The organism is Roseinatronobacter alkalisoli, from assembly GCF_028745735.1.
GTDB classification, from domain to species: Bacteria; Pseudomonadota; Alphaproteobacteria; order Rhodobacterales; family Rhodobacteraceae; genus Roseinatronobacter; species Roseinatronobacter alkalisoli.
Genome location: NZ_JAQZSM010000004.1, coordinates 235,574 through 249,469, shown reverse-complemented (window position 1 = coordinate 249,469; position 13,896 = coordinate 235,574). Strand labels below are relative to the sequence as shown.

Sequence of the window (13,896 nt, the reverse complement as noted above, 5' to 3'; positions counted from 1 at the left end):
TCACCACTCACGAGAAAGTTCCGGGCATGGAAACCACCCTTACCATCAACCAGATATCACGGCGCAGCGGTGTCGCCTCCTCGGCGCTACGCTACTATGAAGAACGCGGTCTTATAGTTTCCGAACGGGCCGGATCGGGGCACAGGCGCTTCCCGCGCCATGTACTGCGACGTCTGGCCTTCATCACCTTTGCACAAAAACTTGGCATGAAGCTGGATGAGATAAAGGTGGAGTTGGATAAGCTGCCGACCGGGCATGTGCCAACCGGCGATGACTGGACCGCACTGTCGGAAAAATGGACCGCCCGGGTGGATGAACAGATTGCACAGCTTCAGCGCTTGCGGGATGGCCTGTCTGATTGCATCGGCTGTGGTTGCCTTTCGCTCAGAAGCTGCAAGATGCTCAACGCGGGTGACGCATTGGGGCAGAGAGGCCCCGGTCCGCGGGGATGGGTTGAAGATCTTGCCAATGATGCCGGAACATCAGCCTGACGTGTCGGGCAGCCATTCTCAGCAGCGCATATTCATCTGACCGGGGAATACCCCCCATCACCGCGCGCATGATGGGGCACGCCCCGGCTTGCGCAGCCGTACCAATGGATCAACTCCCTGCGTCCAGACCGGACGCCACAGGATGCAGATCGATCAGTCAGGTCGGCTTTTCACGCCCGCGCGCCTTTCATCTGATGCGCTGTTGCGATGGCAGACAGGTCATTGGCGGCATCCGGCAGCGGGCCACCTGCCGCTTTGCGTTCCGAATAACGGTCGGTCAGCGTGGCAGTATGGGGGCGGGTAAGCACGGTAAAGCGGACCAGTTCTTCCACCACATCAACGATCCGGTCATAATAGGATGACGGCTTCATCCGCCCGTCCTTGTCAAATTCCATAAACGCCTTGGCAACGCTTGACTGGTTGGGAATGGTCACCATCCGCATCCAGCGGCCCAGCAGGCGCAGCGTGTTGACCGCATTGAACGATTGCGACCCACCGGAAACTTGCATGACCGCCAGCGTGCGCCCCTGTGTCGGGCGCATTCCACCCATGCTGAGCGGCAGGTGGTCGATCTGGGTTTTCATGACGCCGGTAATCTGGCCGTGGCGTTCAGGGCTGCACCAGATCTGCCCTTCAGACCACATCGACAATTCGCGCAACTCCTGCACTGCCGGGTGATCGTCGCCTTTTACCTGATCGGGCAATGGCAGGTCTGACGGGTCGAAAATGCGCGGTTCAGCGCCGAAGACACGCAGCAGGCGCGCGGCCTCTTCCACGACCAGCCGCGAATAGGAGTGCGCGCGCAATGATCCATAGAGCAGCAGAATGCGCGGTGGGTGCGATGGCCCGGTGGCCAGCACATTCGCGGGCCTGTCATACGCAAAGCGGGTATCCAGCGCGGGCAGATAATCAGGGTCGGTCAGGGTGCGGAGTCTCATGCGTGTTCTTTCGTGGATGAAGGGTGGATAGCAAGCAGGGCCGCCAGACCGGAAAGCCCCAATGCGATGGATAAAAGCAGCGCCCCTGCCCCGTAGCGTTCCATCAGCAGGGCAAACAGAAACGGCGCGCCAGCCTGTGCAAAACGGGCGGGCACCATAAGAACGCCTTGGCGGAACCCGTAATTGGCAGGGCCGAAGATCGACAGCGGCAATGTGCCTTTGGCGATGGTCAGAATGCCGTTTCCCGCCCCGTGCAGGACAGTGAAGATGATTGCGGCGGGCGCGCCGAACACCATGAGTGCCAGCGCGCCGATCGGGTGTGCCATGGCAGCCAGCCGCGCCGACAGCAGCGGGTGAAACCGTTGCAACACACCGAATTCCAGCAGCCGCCCGGCAACCTGCGCAGGCCCCACCAGTGCCGCCGCCGCAATCGCTGCCGCAGGGGTTGCGCCTGCTTCCTGCAACAAGCGCGGCAGATGTGCCGCCATCGCGGTGCTGGTGAACCATGTCACCGCAAAGACCAGCGCAAGCAGGATCATCAGGAATGTTCGGGGGTCTGCTGGCGCTTCACCCGAAGGCGCGCTTTCCGCCACCGGTATCGGCTGCGTGCCCCGTGGGACAAGGAACCGGTTGACCGGCAACCCGATGACCAGATGCGCCGCAGCCCAGAAGAAACACACCATCCGCCAGCCGACCTCAGCTTCCAGATAGGCCGAGATGGGCCAGCAGATGGTGCTGGCAAACCCCGCCAGCAACGTGATGCCGGTGATCGCGCCGCGCGCGCGGCGTCCATAAATGCCCGCAAGGGTGGAAAACGCGGCTTCATAGAGGCCCATCGCCATGCCGGTACCGATCAGCAGCCAGCTGGCGAACAGCATGCCCGCCCCCTGCGCCATGCCAAGCATTGCCAGCCCCGCCGCGAACACCACGCTGGAAACCGCCAGCACATCGCGCCCGCCGAACAGATCGATCCGGCGGCCGACCAGCGGCCCGAGGCATGCCGCAATGACAAGCGCTGCGGAGAACGCGCCAAAAACCGTACCGGTGGAGACACCGGTATCGCGCGCCATCGGCACCGCCAGAATCGCGGGCAGGTAATAGGTTGACCCCCATGCCAGCGTCTGTGCGCTGCCAAGGGCGATGACGACACCCGTCTGTGTGCGTTGCGCGGTCATGGGGCGTTCTTTCCGGTAAATACATTGATGATCAATCCATCGATCATCAATGTATGTGGGTAAAAAAATGTCACTCGGAACAGCATTTCGCTGTTCCCTGCGGTCGCGCAGTCGCATCTGCTGCGGCTTTACCGGCGATGATGCAGTCTGTCGCTTCCATCCAGGCACCAACAGCGGTCTGGAATGCGTCGCGCCCCTTTTGCGTGATGGCATAGACCTTGCGCGCGCGGCCCTGAACAGTGTCGGTATGCGATGTAAGGTAGCCGCCCGCTTCAAATTCGTTCAGCATCGGGTAGACTGTCCCTTCGGTCGGGCTGCAGCAGCCGCCTGTCGTGCGTTCCACCGCCTGCACCACCTCATAGCCGTGCATAGCTTTTTGCTGAAGCACACACAGCACGAAGAACTTGGACAGCGACATCTTGATCGTCCCCTGCCAATAGGCCGGGTCAGCATAATCAGGTGACTGGCGGGCGGGTCGTCGTTGTGTGGTGCGGGGTGTGTTCATGGCGAGCGGTGTATACCTTGAACATCAAGGCGTCAAGCACTGACCTGCAAAAATGCCTGTGCCAATACTTTTGCGACGCATGAGGATGACGCACATGTGTCCGCTGCTACCTAACTGCCAACGCAAAAAGAATACCGACTTCCGGCGCACAATGAGCGAGAAATGCAGGCCAAAGACTTCCAGTCAGCGCTCGTATCCAGCCGAACATAAGCCCGGCAACGAATGTCGCAACAAGCCAGAGCGGATCAAACACGATGGTACCGTTTGCGTCGGGGGTGATCCCATGAACCAGCCCAAACAACCATGCAGTGAGAACGACGCCCCACCCCATTTTCGCCCCGGAAAAGTGCCATCTTGGCGGGAATGCCCGGTCTAGAAGCGCCAGCATGAAACCACGATAAATGATCTCCTCAACGAGGTTGGGATAGGTCGTATCGAACAGGACGCGTTCCAGAGAAAGCCCTTGTCCCACGAATATTGGCCCCACTTCTCCAAACACAAAGAACCCCACGGCCACCATTATGGCGATATTTATGAACGCAACCGGCAACGAGCCTGCATTGGTTCGCCATGTCCAGCCAATCTCACGCCGGAGCGCCACTGGCAGCATGACAATGATGCCAAGCATCCAGGCCAGATCCAGTGTCTTGCCCTGCCAGTTCCAGTCCAGTTCCCTGAACGGTCCCACTTGGGGTAGCGTTGCAATCGCTATATTGAAGAACCACAGCACAACAACAAGCGCCAACGCCGAACAGCCACGCCAGCTGTGGCTGGCCAGCGCCAACGCCGCAACCGGTGCAAATGCTGACAGGCAGACCGCTGCGGCCAGAAACCATCCTGAATAGCGTGCGGCGACAGTCTCAAACCCAACCAATACTCCGACAACAGGCAATGCCAAACTGAGCACCGCCAGTGGCGGCAGCAGATACCGCCAGCGCAATTCAGCAAAGGCCTGGCGGTCAGTCATCGCGCCGCTTTTCGGTGCCGCGGACGCACAACGTCACCAACTTTCCGGCGTAGAAGAAAAGATCGGTTTCAATGTGCAACACCCACTCTGCCAGCGCGCTTTCGATGCTTTTGGTGATGGCAGTAGCCATCACATGCGTGTCAAATTCCCAAATCAACTCTTTTTGTTGCCCCTCGACCAGAAGTCTATCAAGCAGATCGACCTGCCCGCGCATGAATGTCCCCCCCCGCAAAAGTGATACATGATGGTGCTTTTTGATATCTGTGCCTCTGCTTTGATGCACGAAAATGGCGCCTTGGCGTAACCTTCACGGGCCAGAACACGGATCGCTGCATCTACGATCTGCCTGCGCCGGGCTTCTTCGATAAAACTCGTCACTTTCACACTCAAACAGGTCGGCTGGCTATTTTTTTTGATCGAATGGGCCGATTTCACAACCGAAGGTTGAACTACTTCAGGATGGAGAGCAAACACAAACACGGAGACCTTGGCTGTCAGCGGCCAGTATGGCGAATCCACCGTAGCGTTTCATCGCGACCCTTAACGCAACGCCTAAAACTTTTGTAGACGCCGCGATCATGGCTAAGTTGTGGCTGGAAAGCAGACGATCATGCGCAGATACCGATGCTCGTCGACTGTCATCATCTCATGCTGGAAATCAGTCACGATGTTGTGGTCAAGGAACTGGCTGATCCCCCGGATGTATTCGCCCCGTGCGGGCTGGCCCCACCAACGCCTGAAATCCGCCGACAGCTTCTTCAGGTCATCAACCAGCGCCAGCAGTGCCGGATTGTCGGGCGCGATGGCCAGATCACAGCGGAAGTTCGCGATCAGACGCGGGCCATCGTCGTGGAAGGACGGGTGATGGCGGCGAAACTCCGGATCGGCAAAGACCATCCTGAGGAAGTTACGCTCGACACGCTCACGCGCTGCGAGCCCGAACAGGCGCTCAGCCGCAGCATTCCAGGCCACCACATCCCAGCCAAGACTGAGGACATAGGCAGGCATCATATCCAGCGCATCCATGATCTGCTGGATACGAGGATTCACCGATGGCCAGTCATAGATATCAGCCGGTGGGGGCCGCCGGTGCGCGAGCAGAAACAGATGGCAGCATTCGGCATCACCAAGTTTCAGCGCACGGGAAATGTTGAGAAGGAACGCCTCGGACACGCCGATATCGCGCCCCTGTTCGAACCATGTGTACCATGTCAGGCCCACCCCAGCGAGCGCTGCCACCTCCTCGCGTCGCAGTCCCGGCGTGCGGCGACGCCCGGTTTCGGGCAGGCCGACATCGGCGGGCGACAGGCGTTCGCGGTGCTGACGCAGGAAATGTGACAGCTCTGTGCGGCTGCGGTCAAGGGATCGGGCATTCATGGCTATTACCTTTGACAACAGGATAAAAAGTTCCATTGTAACAGGATTAAATTCACACATGTCTGGCCTCAGATCAAGGAGGCAAGCATGACCATTGACGTTACTTTTCACCCGGACGCGCCCCCCGAGCAGGCACATGCGCCCGCCAGCACCCGAACATGGTTGGGGCTGGCTGTGCTGGCGCTGCCCACCGCCTTGCTGGGGCTGGATGTGACATTACTGTATCTCGCACTTCCCGCGCTGGCGGCGGATCTGCAACCGACCAGCACGCAGGCGCTGTGGATCATGGATGCTTATGGCTTCATGATCGCGGGGTTTCTGATCACAATGGGATCTCTGGGCGACCGCATCGGTCGGCGCAAACTGCTGATGATCGGGGCTGTCGCTTTCGCTGCTGCCTCAGTTCTGGCGGCGTTCTCCACCAGCGCCGGGATGCTGATCTTTGCGCGGGCGGCACTTGGTGTCGCAGGCGCGACGCTGATGCCCAGCACACTGGCCCTGATCAGCAACATGTTCAATGTGCCCGCACAGCGCGCCCTGGCAATCGGCGTGTGGGCCACCATGTTTGCACTGGGAATGGCGGCTGGCCCGCTGGTCGGCGGGGTGTTGCTGGAACAATTCTGGTGGGGGTCGGCATTCCTCGTGGCGTTGCCTATCGTGGCCATCCTGCTTGTCGCCGGCCCGTTCCTGTTGCCCGAATACCGCGACCCCGCTGGCGGCAGGCTGGATCTGATCAGCGCGTTCCTCTCGCTTCTGGCAATCCTGCCGGGGATCTATGCGCTCAAGGAGGTGGCAAAATATGGGATCGATTTTCCTTCAGTGCTCGCCTTTGCGGCAAGTGTGGTGTTGGCAATGGTCTTTGTGCGGCGGCAGCTGACATTGCGCCATCCGTTGCTGGATGTCCGGCTGTTCGCGAACCGGGCGTTCACGGTGGCGTTGATTATCCTGCTGTTCGGTCTGGTCAGTGTTGGCGGGACGATGCTGCTGGTCACGCAGTATCTGCAACTGGTGGCGGGGTTCTCGCCATTGGTTGCCGGTGCGTGGATGGGGCCACCGGCACTGATGATGTTTGTGGCTGGTATTGCGGCCCCGTTAATGGCACGAAAAGTGCGGCCGGGTATCGTGGTCGGCGGTGCCCTTGCCCTGTCGGCCATCGGCTACCTGATGCTGACCGTCATTGTGCCGAGCAGTGGCATCGCCCTTCTGATTGCCGGATTCTCGCTTGCCTATCTGGGATTGGGGACCATCGCCGCGCTGGGAACAGACCTTGTGGTCAGCACCGCGCCACCTACCAAGGCGGGCGCTGCCTCTGCCATGTCGGAGATGGTGCAGGAACTGGGGGTCGCACTTGGCGTGGCCATTCTGGGCAGCCTGACAACCTTCATCTACCGCCGAGAGATATTCGATGCCCTGCCATCCGGCCTTCGGGGCGCAGAGTCTGAAGCGGTTACAGACAGCCTCGCTCAGGCCTATGCGGTTCAGGATACACTGCCCGAAGGGGTATTCACGCAAGCCCAGAGTGCCTTTGTCGCGGGTCTGAACGGGGCCGCGATGGTTGCAACACTCATCGCGGCCTCGCTTGCGCTGCTTTCAGTTGTGGCCTTGCGGCATGCCCGGACACAGGGTGGCTAGGGTCCGCCCGGGCCACCCCGTCAGATACAGCCCTGCGCGGTTTCGACAGGGCAGGTGCTGTCCACTGCGGGCTCATTGCCCGCCCCTGCGCGAATGGTCTTCGGCAGATAGCGCAATGCCATCAGCGCCGTACCAGCAGAGACGATGGCTGCAACCAGTGCTGCGGCCTGCAACCCGGACGTGAAGGCATCACGCGCGGCCAACAGAATGGCAGTGCCCACGCCCGGCTCTGCCTCCATAGCGACGGCGATGGCCGCGCCCAGTGTTTCTGACGCGCGATCCGTCAGCGACGCGGGAATATCTGCGCCAATGCCACTGGCAAAACCGAATTTATAGATCGCGGTCGCAAGGCTACCGAACAGGGCAATGCCAAGTGCCATGCCAAGTTCAGTGCCGGTTTCCGAAATGGCCGAGGCCGCCCCCGCCTGTTCCGCCGGTGCCGAACTGATGATCAGGTCAGTCCCAAGAATGCCGACCGGCGTCAGCCCGATGCTCAGCAGGGTCATGCCCCCGACAACCATTGCCAATCCGTTGACCTGACCAAGCAGCGCAAACACCCCAAGGCTGACCGCACCCGTCGCCAGCCCGGCTGCAATCAGGCGGTTGGGGGCGATGCGCTGGGACAGCGCCGGTACAGCGAAGGCAACGATCGGCCCGGCAAGGCTTGAAGGCAGCAACCACAGCCCTGCTTCCAGCGGGGAAAGCCCAAGAACGCCTTGCAGATACTGATAGATCAGGAACATGGCGCCCGATATCGTAAAGACGGCAAGCGAAATTGACGCCAGTGAGGCGGTGAATCCGCTATTCCTGAACAGCTTCAGATCAAGCAGCGGGTCTTCAAGCCGGATCTGTCGGCGCACGAACAGCGTACCGATGGCCAGCCCGGCCAGCACCGCCGCACCGATTTGCCAGATGCTGCCGTATTTGGCCGCTTCCTTAAGTGCAAAGACCAGCAGAAGAATGGCCGCGATGGCCATGATGACCGAAGGGGGGTCAAGCCGCGACTTTCCTTCGTTGCGGAATTCCGGCAGCAGGATCGGCCCGGCAATCAGAAGCAGCAGCATGACCGGCACAGCAAGCAGGAACACCGACCCCCACCAGAACCAGACCAGCATGACCCCGCCCACCAATGGGCCGATGATCGCGCCGACCATGAAACTGGTCATCCAGACAGCTACAGCGGTGGTCCGTTGTGCCGGATCGTCAAACATGTTGCGGATTAGCGAAAGTGTTGACGGCATCAGCGTTGCCCCGGCGATCCCCAGAAGCGCGCGCGCCGCGATCAGCATTTCCGTCGTCGGGGCAAAGGCAGCAAGCACAGAGGCAAAGCCGAATGCCGCAGCGCCGGTCAGCAACAGTTTCCGCCGCCCGATCCAGTCGCCGATATTGCCCATGACAATCAGAAACCCGGCAATCATGAAGCCATAGATGTCGACAATCCACAGCAGTTGAGAGCTCGACGGCTCCAGCGCCGCACTCAGGCTGGGTACGGCCAGATGCAGGACGGTCATGTCCATGGCAAGCAGCAGCGTCGGCAGCGCAAGAACGGCAAGCCCGATCCATTCGCGCTTTGTGGCACGCCGCGGCGAAGCATGTGGCGCGCGGCTGAGGGTTTCATGGCCAGTCATTTTCAAGTCCTTTTTACGATGTGCCACAACTGTATAAAAGTTCAAGTACACTTCAACTCAAGTAGGAAAATGAAACTTTTGCGTGCCAATGAAACCGTGCCAAACCGGCCTGAAGATCACCGGTCTGATCTACTGGCCTGTCGCACGTCCTTCTGCGTCCCAGTCGTTCCATCCGGGGAACGCAAGTGGTTGGTCCGTGCGCAGCGCATGCAGCCGTTCTGCCCAAGCGTCCAGTTGTTGCTGCAGGCGCTGCGAAGTTTTTCCTGCATCCTCATAGGCATAGCCATGGCCCTGAACGCCGAAGGTCCAGAAGGGCGGCAGAACCGTGAAGCCAAGATAGTGCAGTGAATAGTGGATCGGCCAGAGCATTGCCGCCGGATCCCCCCCGCGCGCACCCGGACCGAACGCCGATTCCGGCGCACCGCTGGTCACCGAGACAAGCGCCCGCCGCCTCTTGAAATGGCCAGTGTCATAGCGCTTGCAGCTGGTATATATCCCGCCACTCAGGAATACCCGGTCAAACCATCCTTTCAGAATGGCCGGCGGCCCGTGCCACCACAGCGGGAATTGCAGGACAAGCGTGTCGGCGCGCTCCAGCGCGGCGATTTCCTGGCGGACATCACAAGGAACCGCGCCTGTTCCGAAAGCATGGCGCTGTTCGGCAAGCGGTGAGAAGGTGTCCGTGTTCAGGCGCCGGGTGTAATGCGCGCCGCGTTCCACCGGGTCAAAACCTGCCGCGTAAAGGTCAGTGACCGTAACCTTGTGCCCTTTCGCAGGCAAATCCGTCCGGGCCCGTTCGGTCAGTGCCCCATTGAATGACTTCGGCTCGGGGTGGGCGTGGAGGATGTGAAAATGCATGTGCTGTCCTTTCTTTCTGGTCAACAGCACAAATACAGGTTCAAATATGGTCGCTAAAGGTCCAGAATTGCGCAATGGATGACCAGAAATGAACGCTCGGCTTGATTGGGGCGATTTCGCCACCCTGCTTCTGATTGCGGATGCAAGGACACTTGCCGCCGCCGCGCGCCGCACCACCCAAAGCCGCCCGACCCTGATGCGCCGGCTCAACCAGATTGAACAGCGGCTGGGCGCGCGTGTTTTTGAGCGGCTGCGCACCGGCTATGTACCGACAGCGGCGGGGCGGGAACTGATCGACGCCGGGCGCGAAATGCAGTCGCTGGCCACCGAGGCGGAGCGGCGCGTCGGGGACCGGGACAAACGGCCTGCGGGCAAGGTGGTGCTGACCACCACAGACACGCTTTTCACAGCACTTGTCGCACCGGAGTTGAGCGGCTTTTACGCGGCATTCCCCGGAATCGTTCTGGATGTGCATGTGTCCAATCTGGTCCAGAACCTGACCCACCGCGAAGCTGATGTGGCATTGCGCCCCGCCAGTTCGCCGGAAGACAGGCTTGTCGGCCGTAAGCTGGGCGTCATCCGTCAGGCGATCTTCGTGCACCGCTCGCTTGCTGAACAACCGCTGGACGCGCTGCCTGCTGTCGGCCCCGCCGATGACTTCCCCTACCCTGCCCTACATGTGGCGATGCGCAGCACCGGATTGCTACGGAACTGCACCGTTCAGGTGAACTCCATCCTGTCGATGCACCAGACAGTCCGTCACTGGGGTGGCGCGGGGATTCTGCCAGTCTATCTGGGTGGCAATGACCCTGACCTGTTGCAAATCGGTGATCCGATCGCGGCCCTGGATACCGATCTGTGGCTTCTTACGGACCCGGACCTGCGCAACACCGCCCGTATCCGTGCCGTACTGGACCATTTCGGCAGTTCCAGCGCGTTACGCGCCAGACTGCAATAGCCCGCCCTGACAATCCCCGTCCGGCATGGCGCATGCGCTGGCGCGTTGCGGCCGCGTGATCACGCAGCGGTTTCCTTGCGCAACAGTATGACTGTTCCGGCCGGGTCGGATGTCCAGTGGCCGGTGACACCGTTCAGCGGCTCCAGCTCATCGCGCTGTGGGCTGCCAAGCGCCGCAAGTGCGGCATCGGGGTTATCATCGAACAGTTCAATCCACACGTCGGTCTGGCTTTGATGGCGCACCTTGTCGATCCAGAGGGTCATCCCGCCAAATTCAAAGCCGGTGCTTTCGTCAAGTTCACGCGCCACCTTCAGGCCGACCTGATCGCGGTAAAACGTAACGGTGTCTTCCCAGCGGTGCAGCGGCACTTTGATTGCGATATTCTTTCCGGGTTTCATTGTGGTTCTCCGTTTGGGGGGTGGTTTACTTGTAGAATCCTGCACGCAGATTGATGCCATGCTCCAGCCATGCCTTCATCGCGCACAGCATCCCGGTCCAGCCTTCGCAATTGCCAAAACATGACCGCAGTCCGGCCTCGGTTTCGGGCCAGCCATATTCGTTGATGCGCACCAGCGTGCGGCCATCATCCAGCGCCTGAAATGTCATGGTGACAGTGGTCCAGGTTGCCAGATCGCCATCGGCTTCCCATTGCAGGACGATCCGGTCATTCGCCACGACGTCCTGCACCAGCACCGGAAAGGCACCCGGAAAATCGTGGAAATCCCACGTCACTTCCGCGCCGGAGACCAGCCGCCCCTTCGCGCCGCCGGTGGTGAAATACTGCGACAACTGGTCGGGGTTCACAACCGCCTCGAACACCTGCTCAACGGGCTTCGCGATGCGCCCGGCCACGGTGAATTTCAGTTCCATGTTCCGAATCCTCTTTGCTTTTCTCCGATTATGTTATAAAAATATAACATGTCAACCGAAGATAAATATGATGCGCTTTTCAAGGCGCTTGGCCACAGGGTCCGCAGGCAGATGCTGGATCTGTTGAAAGACGGGCCGCAGACCACGGGCGCGCTGTGTGACGCGCTGCCAGCGTGCGACCGCTGCACTGTGATGCAACACCTGACGGTTCTGGAAAAAGCCGGGCTGCTTGTCGTTGAACGGCGTGGGCGCGAACGCTGGAACCACCTTGATGCGCTGCCCATTCACGACATCCAGCAACGCTGGATCGGGCCCTATGCTGATCATGCCGTCAGCATGCTGGCGCAGCTCAAACGCACGGTGGAAGATGAACCAGATCCCGTTGCGCAACCCCCTGCCAGCTACGCACCCGCCAAATCATAAGACCGCAGAACACCGCGCCACCATGGGTCGGGATTCTGGTCATGCCAACATAAACTTGTATATACAAGTTTATTCAGTTACACAAAACCCATAGTGATTCCACGACAGGAGGGGCGCGATGTGCGAAATAAAACCACAAGGTCTGACACGGCGCGGCGCATTGGCCGGGGCTGCAGCATTGCCACTGGTACTTGGCATGGGTAATCCGGTGTCGGCGTCGCCCTTTGATAATCTGCGCAGTGCGCTGGATCAGGCCGTCACCACCGGGCGGGTGCCGGGGCTTGTGGCGCTGGTTGCGCGCGGGCCGGATGTCTGGACCCATGTTGCAGGTGTGCGCGATCTGGACAGCGGCGCAGCCATGCAGCGCGACACGCTGTTCGCCGTGGCCTCTATCGGTAAACCGTTGACTGCGGTTGCGGCATTGATGCTGGTGCAGGACGGGGTGCTGGACCTGGATGAACCGGTTGATCGCTGGTTGCCCGAACTGGCCGAACCGCAGGTGCTGCGCCAGATGGACGGGGCACTGGACGACACCCTGCCCGCCACCCGCGCCATTACCCTGCGCGACCTGCTGAGCCAGCGCATGGGGCTGGGTATCGTGTTCGCCGATATGCCGTTGACCAGACAGATGCAGGCGCTTGGCGTGGCTCCGGGGCCAATGATATTCGGCGAGGATGCCGACACCTATATGGCACGGCTGGGGTCATTGCCGCTGGCCCATCAACCGGGCGAAGCATGGCTCTATCATACCGGGATGGATGTGGCGGGCGTGCTGGTGGCGCGGGCCAGTGGCATGTCGCTGGGGGAATTCCAGCGTCGGCGTATCTTTGCCCCGCTGGGCATGGCCGATACCGGGTTTTCCGGGCCTGCCGATCGACTGGCAACCCAGTATTCGCCCAACGCAGAAACCGGCGCGCTGGAGCACTGGAACTCTGCCTCTGGCGAAGGTTTTGCGCAACCGCCCGCGTTCGAGGCAGGTGGCGGCGGGCAGGTTTCGACAGTTGATGACTATCTTGCCTTCGGGCGGTTTCTGCTGGCGGGCGGCATGGCGGGAGATCAGCAGGTGCTGTCAGCGGAACTGGTGAATGAAATGCTGCGCGACCAGATCACACCGGCGCAGAAAGCGGCGTCCCCGTGGTTTCCGCCGGATTTCTGGGACACGCATGGCTGGGGTCTGGGCGTGGCGCTGCGGACCGCGCCTGAAAACGCGCGCGGGCGGTTTGGCTGGTGGGGCGGGTTCGGCACCGCCTTCTGGTGCGATCCGGCCACTGACACGGTTGCCACGCTGTTCACCCAACGCATGATGACCGCCCCGGACGATGCAGCATTCGCCGAAGCCTTCATCAACGCGGCCTTTGATGCGACATGACAATGCGGGAGTTTGCTGCATGCCTGAACTGACCCTGACAACCCTTGCATGGGTGCCAAAGCTGCCGCGCGGCTATGTGCGTGATCTGCGGGTGCGTTGGGCGCTGGAAGAAGCCGGGTTGCCCTATCGCGTGCAAAGCGTGCCCTTCATACCCAGCGTGCCGTTCCGCGCGCTTGGCGCCGACCAGATCGCGCATCAGCCTTTCGCGCAGGTGCCATGGCTTAGCGATGGCGACCAGACGATCTTTGAATCGGGCGCGATTCTGATTTATCTGGGCGAGCGCAGCACCGCCCTGCTGCCGACCGATCCGTACACACGCCAACAGGCACTCAACTGGGTCATTTCCGCGCTCAACTCGGTCGAGGCGGCCAGTCTGCCGTGGTCGATCTATCAGTTCGCGAATGACATCGAACAGACGCCAGGGCGCAAGCATCTCGATGCCTTCCTGCAAGCGCGGATAGAGTATACTGAGCAGGTTCTGGCCGGGCGCGAATGGCTGGCAGGGGATTTCTCGATCGCGGATATCCTGATGGCCGATGTCCTGCGCCTTGTGCATCGTTTTGACGGTCTGGCCGAGGCCCCTGCCTGCCGCGCCTATGTCGCCCGTGCAACCGCCCGCCCCGCCTTTGCCAAGGCCTATGCAGACCAGATGGCGCATTTCGCGGCAGCAGACTGAACACCTTCAGGCCCGCCTTGATTGCAAAT

At 60.7% G+C, this 13,896-nt stretch carries 17 protein-coding genes; 6 read left to right on the top strand and 11 right to left on the bottom strand.

Annotated elements, in window-relative coordinates:
- Positions 1-26 precede the first annotated feature (26 nt).
- Entirely contained in the window at positions 27-491 is a 465-nt protein-coding gene (gene soxR / locus PUT78_RS07010; RefSeq protein WP_274351526.1) for a redox-sensitive transcriptional activator SoxR, read from the top strand.
- A 170-nt stretch (positions 492-661) separates the two neighbouring features.
- Here soxR and arsH read toward each other — a convergent pair whose 3' ends face one another.
- The 7 genes from arsH to PUT78_RS06980 all read right to left on the bottom strand — a co-directional run bounded on the left by arsH (position 662) and on the right by PUT78_RS06980 (position 5,453).
- Complete coding sequence (gene arsH, locus PUT78_RS07005; RefSeq protein ID WP_274351525.1) at positions 662-1,429, bottom strand: arsenical resistance protein ArsH; 768 nt, start codon at positions 1,427-1,429, stop codon at positions 662-664.
- On the bottom strand, positions 1,426-2,604 hold the full coding sequence (locus PUT78_RS07000) for an MFS transporter (protein WP_274351524.1): 1,179 nt from the start codon (positions 2,602-2,604) through the stop codon (positions 1,426-1,428). Before PUT78_RS07000 ends, arsH begins: the two co-directional genes overlap by 4 nt.
- Before the next feature lie 70 nt (positions 2,605-2,674).
- Positions 2,675-3,109 carry a PadR family transcriptional regulator gene (locus PUT78_RS06995; RefSeq protein ID WP_274351523.1) on the bottom strand — a complete coding sequence of 145 codons (435 nt, stop codon included), beginning with the start codon at positions 3,107-3,109 and terminating at the stop codon, positions 2,675-2,677.
- 106 nt (positions 3,110-3,215) lie between these two features.
- Positions 3,216-4,076, bottom strand: a complete 861-nt coding sequence (locus tag PUT78_RS06990) for a CPBP family intramembrane glutamic endopeptidase (RefSeq protein WP_274351522.1) — start codon at positions 4,074-4,076, stop codon at positions 3,216-3,218.
- Positions 4,069-4,290 (bottom strand): hypothetical protein, encoded by a 222-nt coding sequence (locus PUT78_RS06985; RefSeq protein WP_274351521.1) that lies wholly within the window; start codon positions 4,288-4,290, stop codon positions 4,069-4,071. The genes PUT78_RS06990 and PUT78_RS06985 overlap by 8 nt, the downstream gene beginning before the upstream one ends.
- Positions 4,230-4,454, bottom strand: coding sequence for a TetR/AcrR family transcriptional regulator (locus PUT78_RS23775; RefSeq protein ID WP_420793476.1), 225 nt, complete (start codon positions 4,452-4,454; stop codon positions 4,230-4,232). Before PUT78_RS23775 ends, PUT78_RS06985 begins: the two co-directional genes overlap by 61 nt.
- Positions 4,455-4,658: 204 nt before the next feature.
- On the bottom strand, positions 4,659-5,453 hold the full coding sequence (locus tag PUT78_RS06980; RefSeq protein ID WP_274351520.1) for a helix-turn-helix transcriptional regulator: 795 nt from the start codon (positions 5,451-5,453) through the stop codon (positions 4,659-4,661).
- 87 nt (positions 5,454-5,540) lie between these two features.
- Here PUT78_RS06980 and PUT78_RS06975 point away from each other — a divergent pair, with 87 nt between their 5' ends.
- Entirely contained in the window at positions 5,541-7,085 is a 1,545-nt protein-coding gene (locus PUT78_RS06975) for an MFS transporter (RefSeq protein WP_274351519.1), read from the top strand.
- A gap of 20 nt (positions 7,086-7,105) precedes the next feature.
- Here PUT78_RS06975 and PUT78_RS06970 read toward each other — a convergent pair whose 3' ends face one another.
- Complete coding sequence (locus PUT78_RS06970) at positions 7,106-8,719, bottom strand: MFS transporter (protein WP_420793469.1); 1,614 nt, start codon at positions 8,717-8,719, stop codon at positions 7,106-7,108.
- 123 nt (positions 8,720-8,842) lie between these two features.
- Positions 8,843-9,571 (bottom strand): NAD(P)H-dependent oxidoreductase, encoded by a 729-nt coding sequence (locus tag PUT78_RS06965; protein WP_274351517.1) that lies wholly within the window; start codon positions 9,569-9,571, stop codon positions 8,843-8,845.
- An 88-nt stretch (positions 9,572-9,659) separates the two neighbouring features.
- Between PUT78_RS06965 and PUT78_RS06960 the strand changes: the two genes are divergently transcribed.
- Positions 9,660-10,529, top strand: coding sequence for a LysR family transcriptional regulator (locus tag PUT78_RS06960; protein WP_274351516.1), 870 nt, complete (start codon positions 9,660-9,662; stop codon positions 10,527-10,529).
- Positions 10,530-10,588: 59 nt separating this feature from the next.
- Here PUT78_RS06960 and PUT78_RS06955 read toward each other — a convergent pair whose 3' ends face one another.
- The gene (locus tag PUT78_RS06955) at positions 10,589-10,927 is read right to left on the bottom strand and encodes a hypothetical protein (RefSeq protein ID WP_274351515.1); all 339 of its coding nucleotides are present in this window, start codon (positions 10,925-10,927) and stop codon (positions 10,589-10,591) included.
- A 25-nt stretch (positions 10,928-10,952) separates the two neighbouring features.
- Positions 10,953-11,399: an SRPBCC family protein gene (locus PUT78_RS06950; RefSeq protein WP_274351514.1), complete on the bottom strand. Its 447-nt coding sequence runs from the start codon at positions 11,397-11,399 to the stop codon at positions 10,953-10,955.
- Positions 11,400-11,447: 48 nt separating this feature from the next.
- Here PUT78_RS06950 and PUT78_RS06945 point away from each other — a divergent pair, with 48 nt between their 5' ends.
- The 3 genes from PUT78_RS06945 to PUT78_RS06935 all read left to right on the top strand — a co-directional run bounded on the left by PUT78_RS06945 (position 11,448) and on the right by PUT78_RS06935 (position 13,867).
- Positions 11,448-11,822 carry an ArsR/SmtB family transcription factor gene (locus PUT78_RS06945; protein WP_274351513.1) on the top strand — a complete coding sequence of 125 codons (375 nt, stop codon included), beginning with the start codon at positions 11,448-11,450 and terminating at the stop codon, positions 11,820-11,822.
- A 118-nt stretch (positions 11,823-11,940) separates the two neighbouring features.
- The gene (locus PUT78_RS06940) at positions 11,941-13,191 is read left to right on the top strand and encodes a serine hydrolase domain-containing protein (protein WP_274351512.1); all 1,251 of its coding nucleotides are present in this window, start codon (positions 11,941-11,943) and stop codon (positions 13,189-13,191) included.
- A gap of 19 nt (positions 13,192-13,210) precedes the next feature.
- Entirely contained in the window at positions 13,211-13,867 is a 657-nt protein-coding gene (locus PUT78_RS06935; RefSeq protein ID WP_274351511.1) for a glutathione S-transferase family protein, read from the top strand.
- Positions 13,868-13,896: the final 29 nt, after the last annotated feature.

What these genes read in the sequence shown, in the direction of transcription:
- soxR (WP_274351526.1), top strand. Translation starts at nt 27, where the DNA reads ATGGAAACCACCCTTACCATCAACCAGATATCACGGCGCAGCGGTGTC.
- PUT78_RS06985 (WP_274351521.1), bottom strand. Translation starts at nt 4,290, where the DNA reads ATGCGCGGGCAGGTCGATCTGCTTGATAGACTTCTGGTCGAGGGGCAA.
- PUT78_RS06960 (WP_274351516.1), top strand. Translation starts at nt 9,660, where the DNA reads ATGAACGCTCGGCTTGATTGGGGCGATTTCGCCACCCTGCTTCTGATT.
- PUT78_RS06945 (WP_274351513.1), top strand. Translation starts at nt 11,448, where the DNA reads ATGTCAACCGAAGATAAATATGATGCGCTTTTCAAGGCGCTTGGCCAC.
- PUT78_RS06990 (WP_274351522.1), bottom strand. Translation starts at nt 4,076, where the DNA reads ATGACTGACCGCCAGGCCTTTGCTGAATTGCGCTGGCGGTATCTGCTG.
- PUT78_RS07000 (WP_274351524.1), bottom strand. Translation starts at nt 2,604, where the DNA reads ATGACCGCGCAACGCACACAGACGGGTGTCGTCATCGCCCTTGGCAGC.
- PUT78_RS06935 (WP_274351511.1), top strand. Translation starts at nt 13,211, where the DNA reads ATGCCTGAACTGACCCTGACAACCCTTGCATGGGTGCCAAAGCTGCCG.
- arsH (WP_274351525.1), bottom strand. Translation starts at nt 1,429, where the DNA reads ATGAGACTCCGCACCCTGACCGACCCTGATTATCTGCCCGCGCTGGAT.
- PUT78_RS06940 (WP_274351512.1), top strand. Translation starts at nt 11,941, where the DNA reads ATGTGCGAAATAAAACCACAAGGTCTGACACGGCGCGGCGCATTGGCC.
- PUT78_RS06955 (WP_274351515.1), bottom strand. Translation starts at nt 10,927, where the DNA reads ATGAAACCCGGAAAGAATATCGCAATCAAAGTGCCGCTGCACCGCTGG.
- PUT78_RS06950 (WP_274351514.1), bottom strand. Translation starts at nt 11,399, where the DNA reads ATGGAACTGAAATTCACCGTGGCCGGGCGCATCGCGAAGCCCGTTGAG.
- PUT78_RS06995 (WP_274351523.1), bottom strand. Translation starts at nt 3,109, where the DNA reads ATGAACACACCCCGCACCACACAACGACGACCCGCCCGCCAGTCACCT.
- PUT78_RS06975 (WP_274351519.1), top strand. Translation starts at nt 5,541, where the DNA reads ATGACCATTGACGTTACTTTTCACCCGGACGCGCCCCCCGAGCAGGCA.
- PUT78_RS06980 (WP_274351520.1), bottom strand. Translation starts at nt 5,453, where the DNA reads ATGAATGCCCGATCCCTTGACCGCAGCCGCACAGAGCTGTCACATTTC.
- PUT78_RS06965 (WP_274351517.1), bottom strand. Translation starts at nt 9,571, where the DNA reads ATGCATTTTCACATCCTCCACGCCCACCCCGAGCCGAAGTCATTCAAT.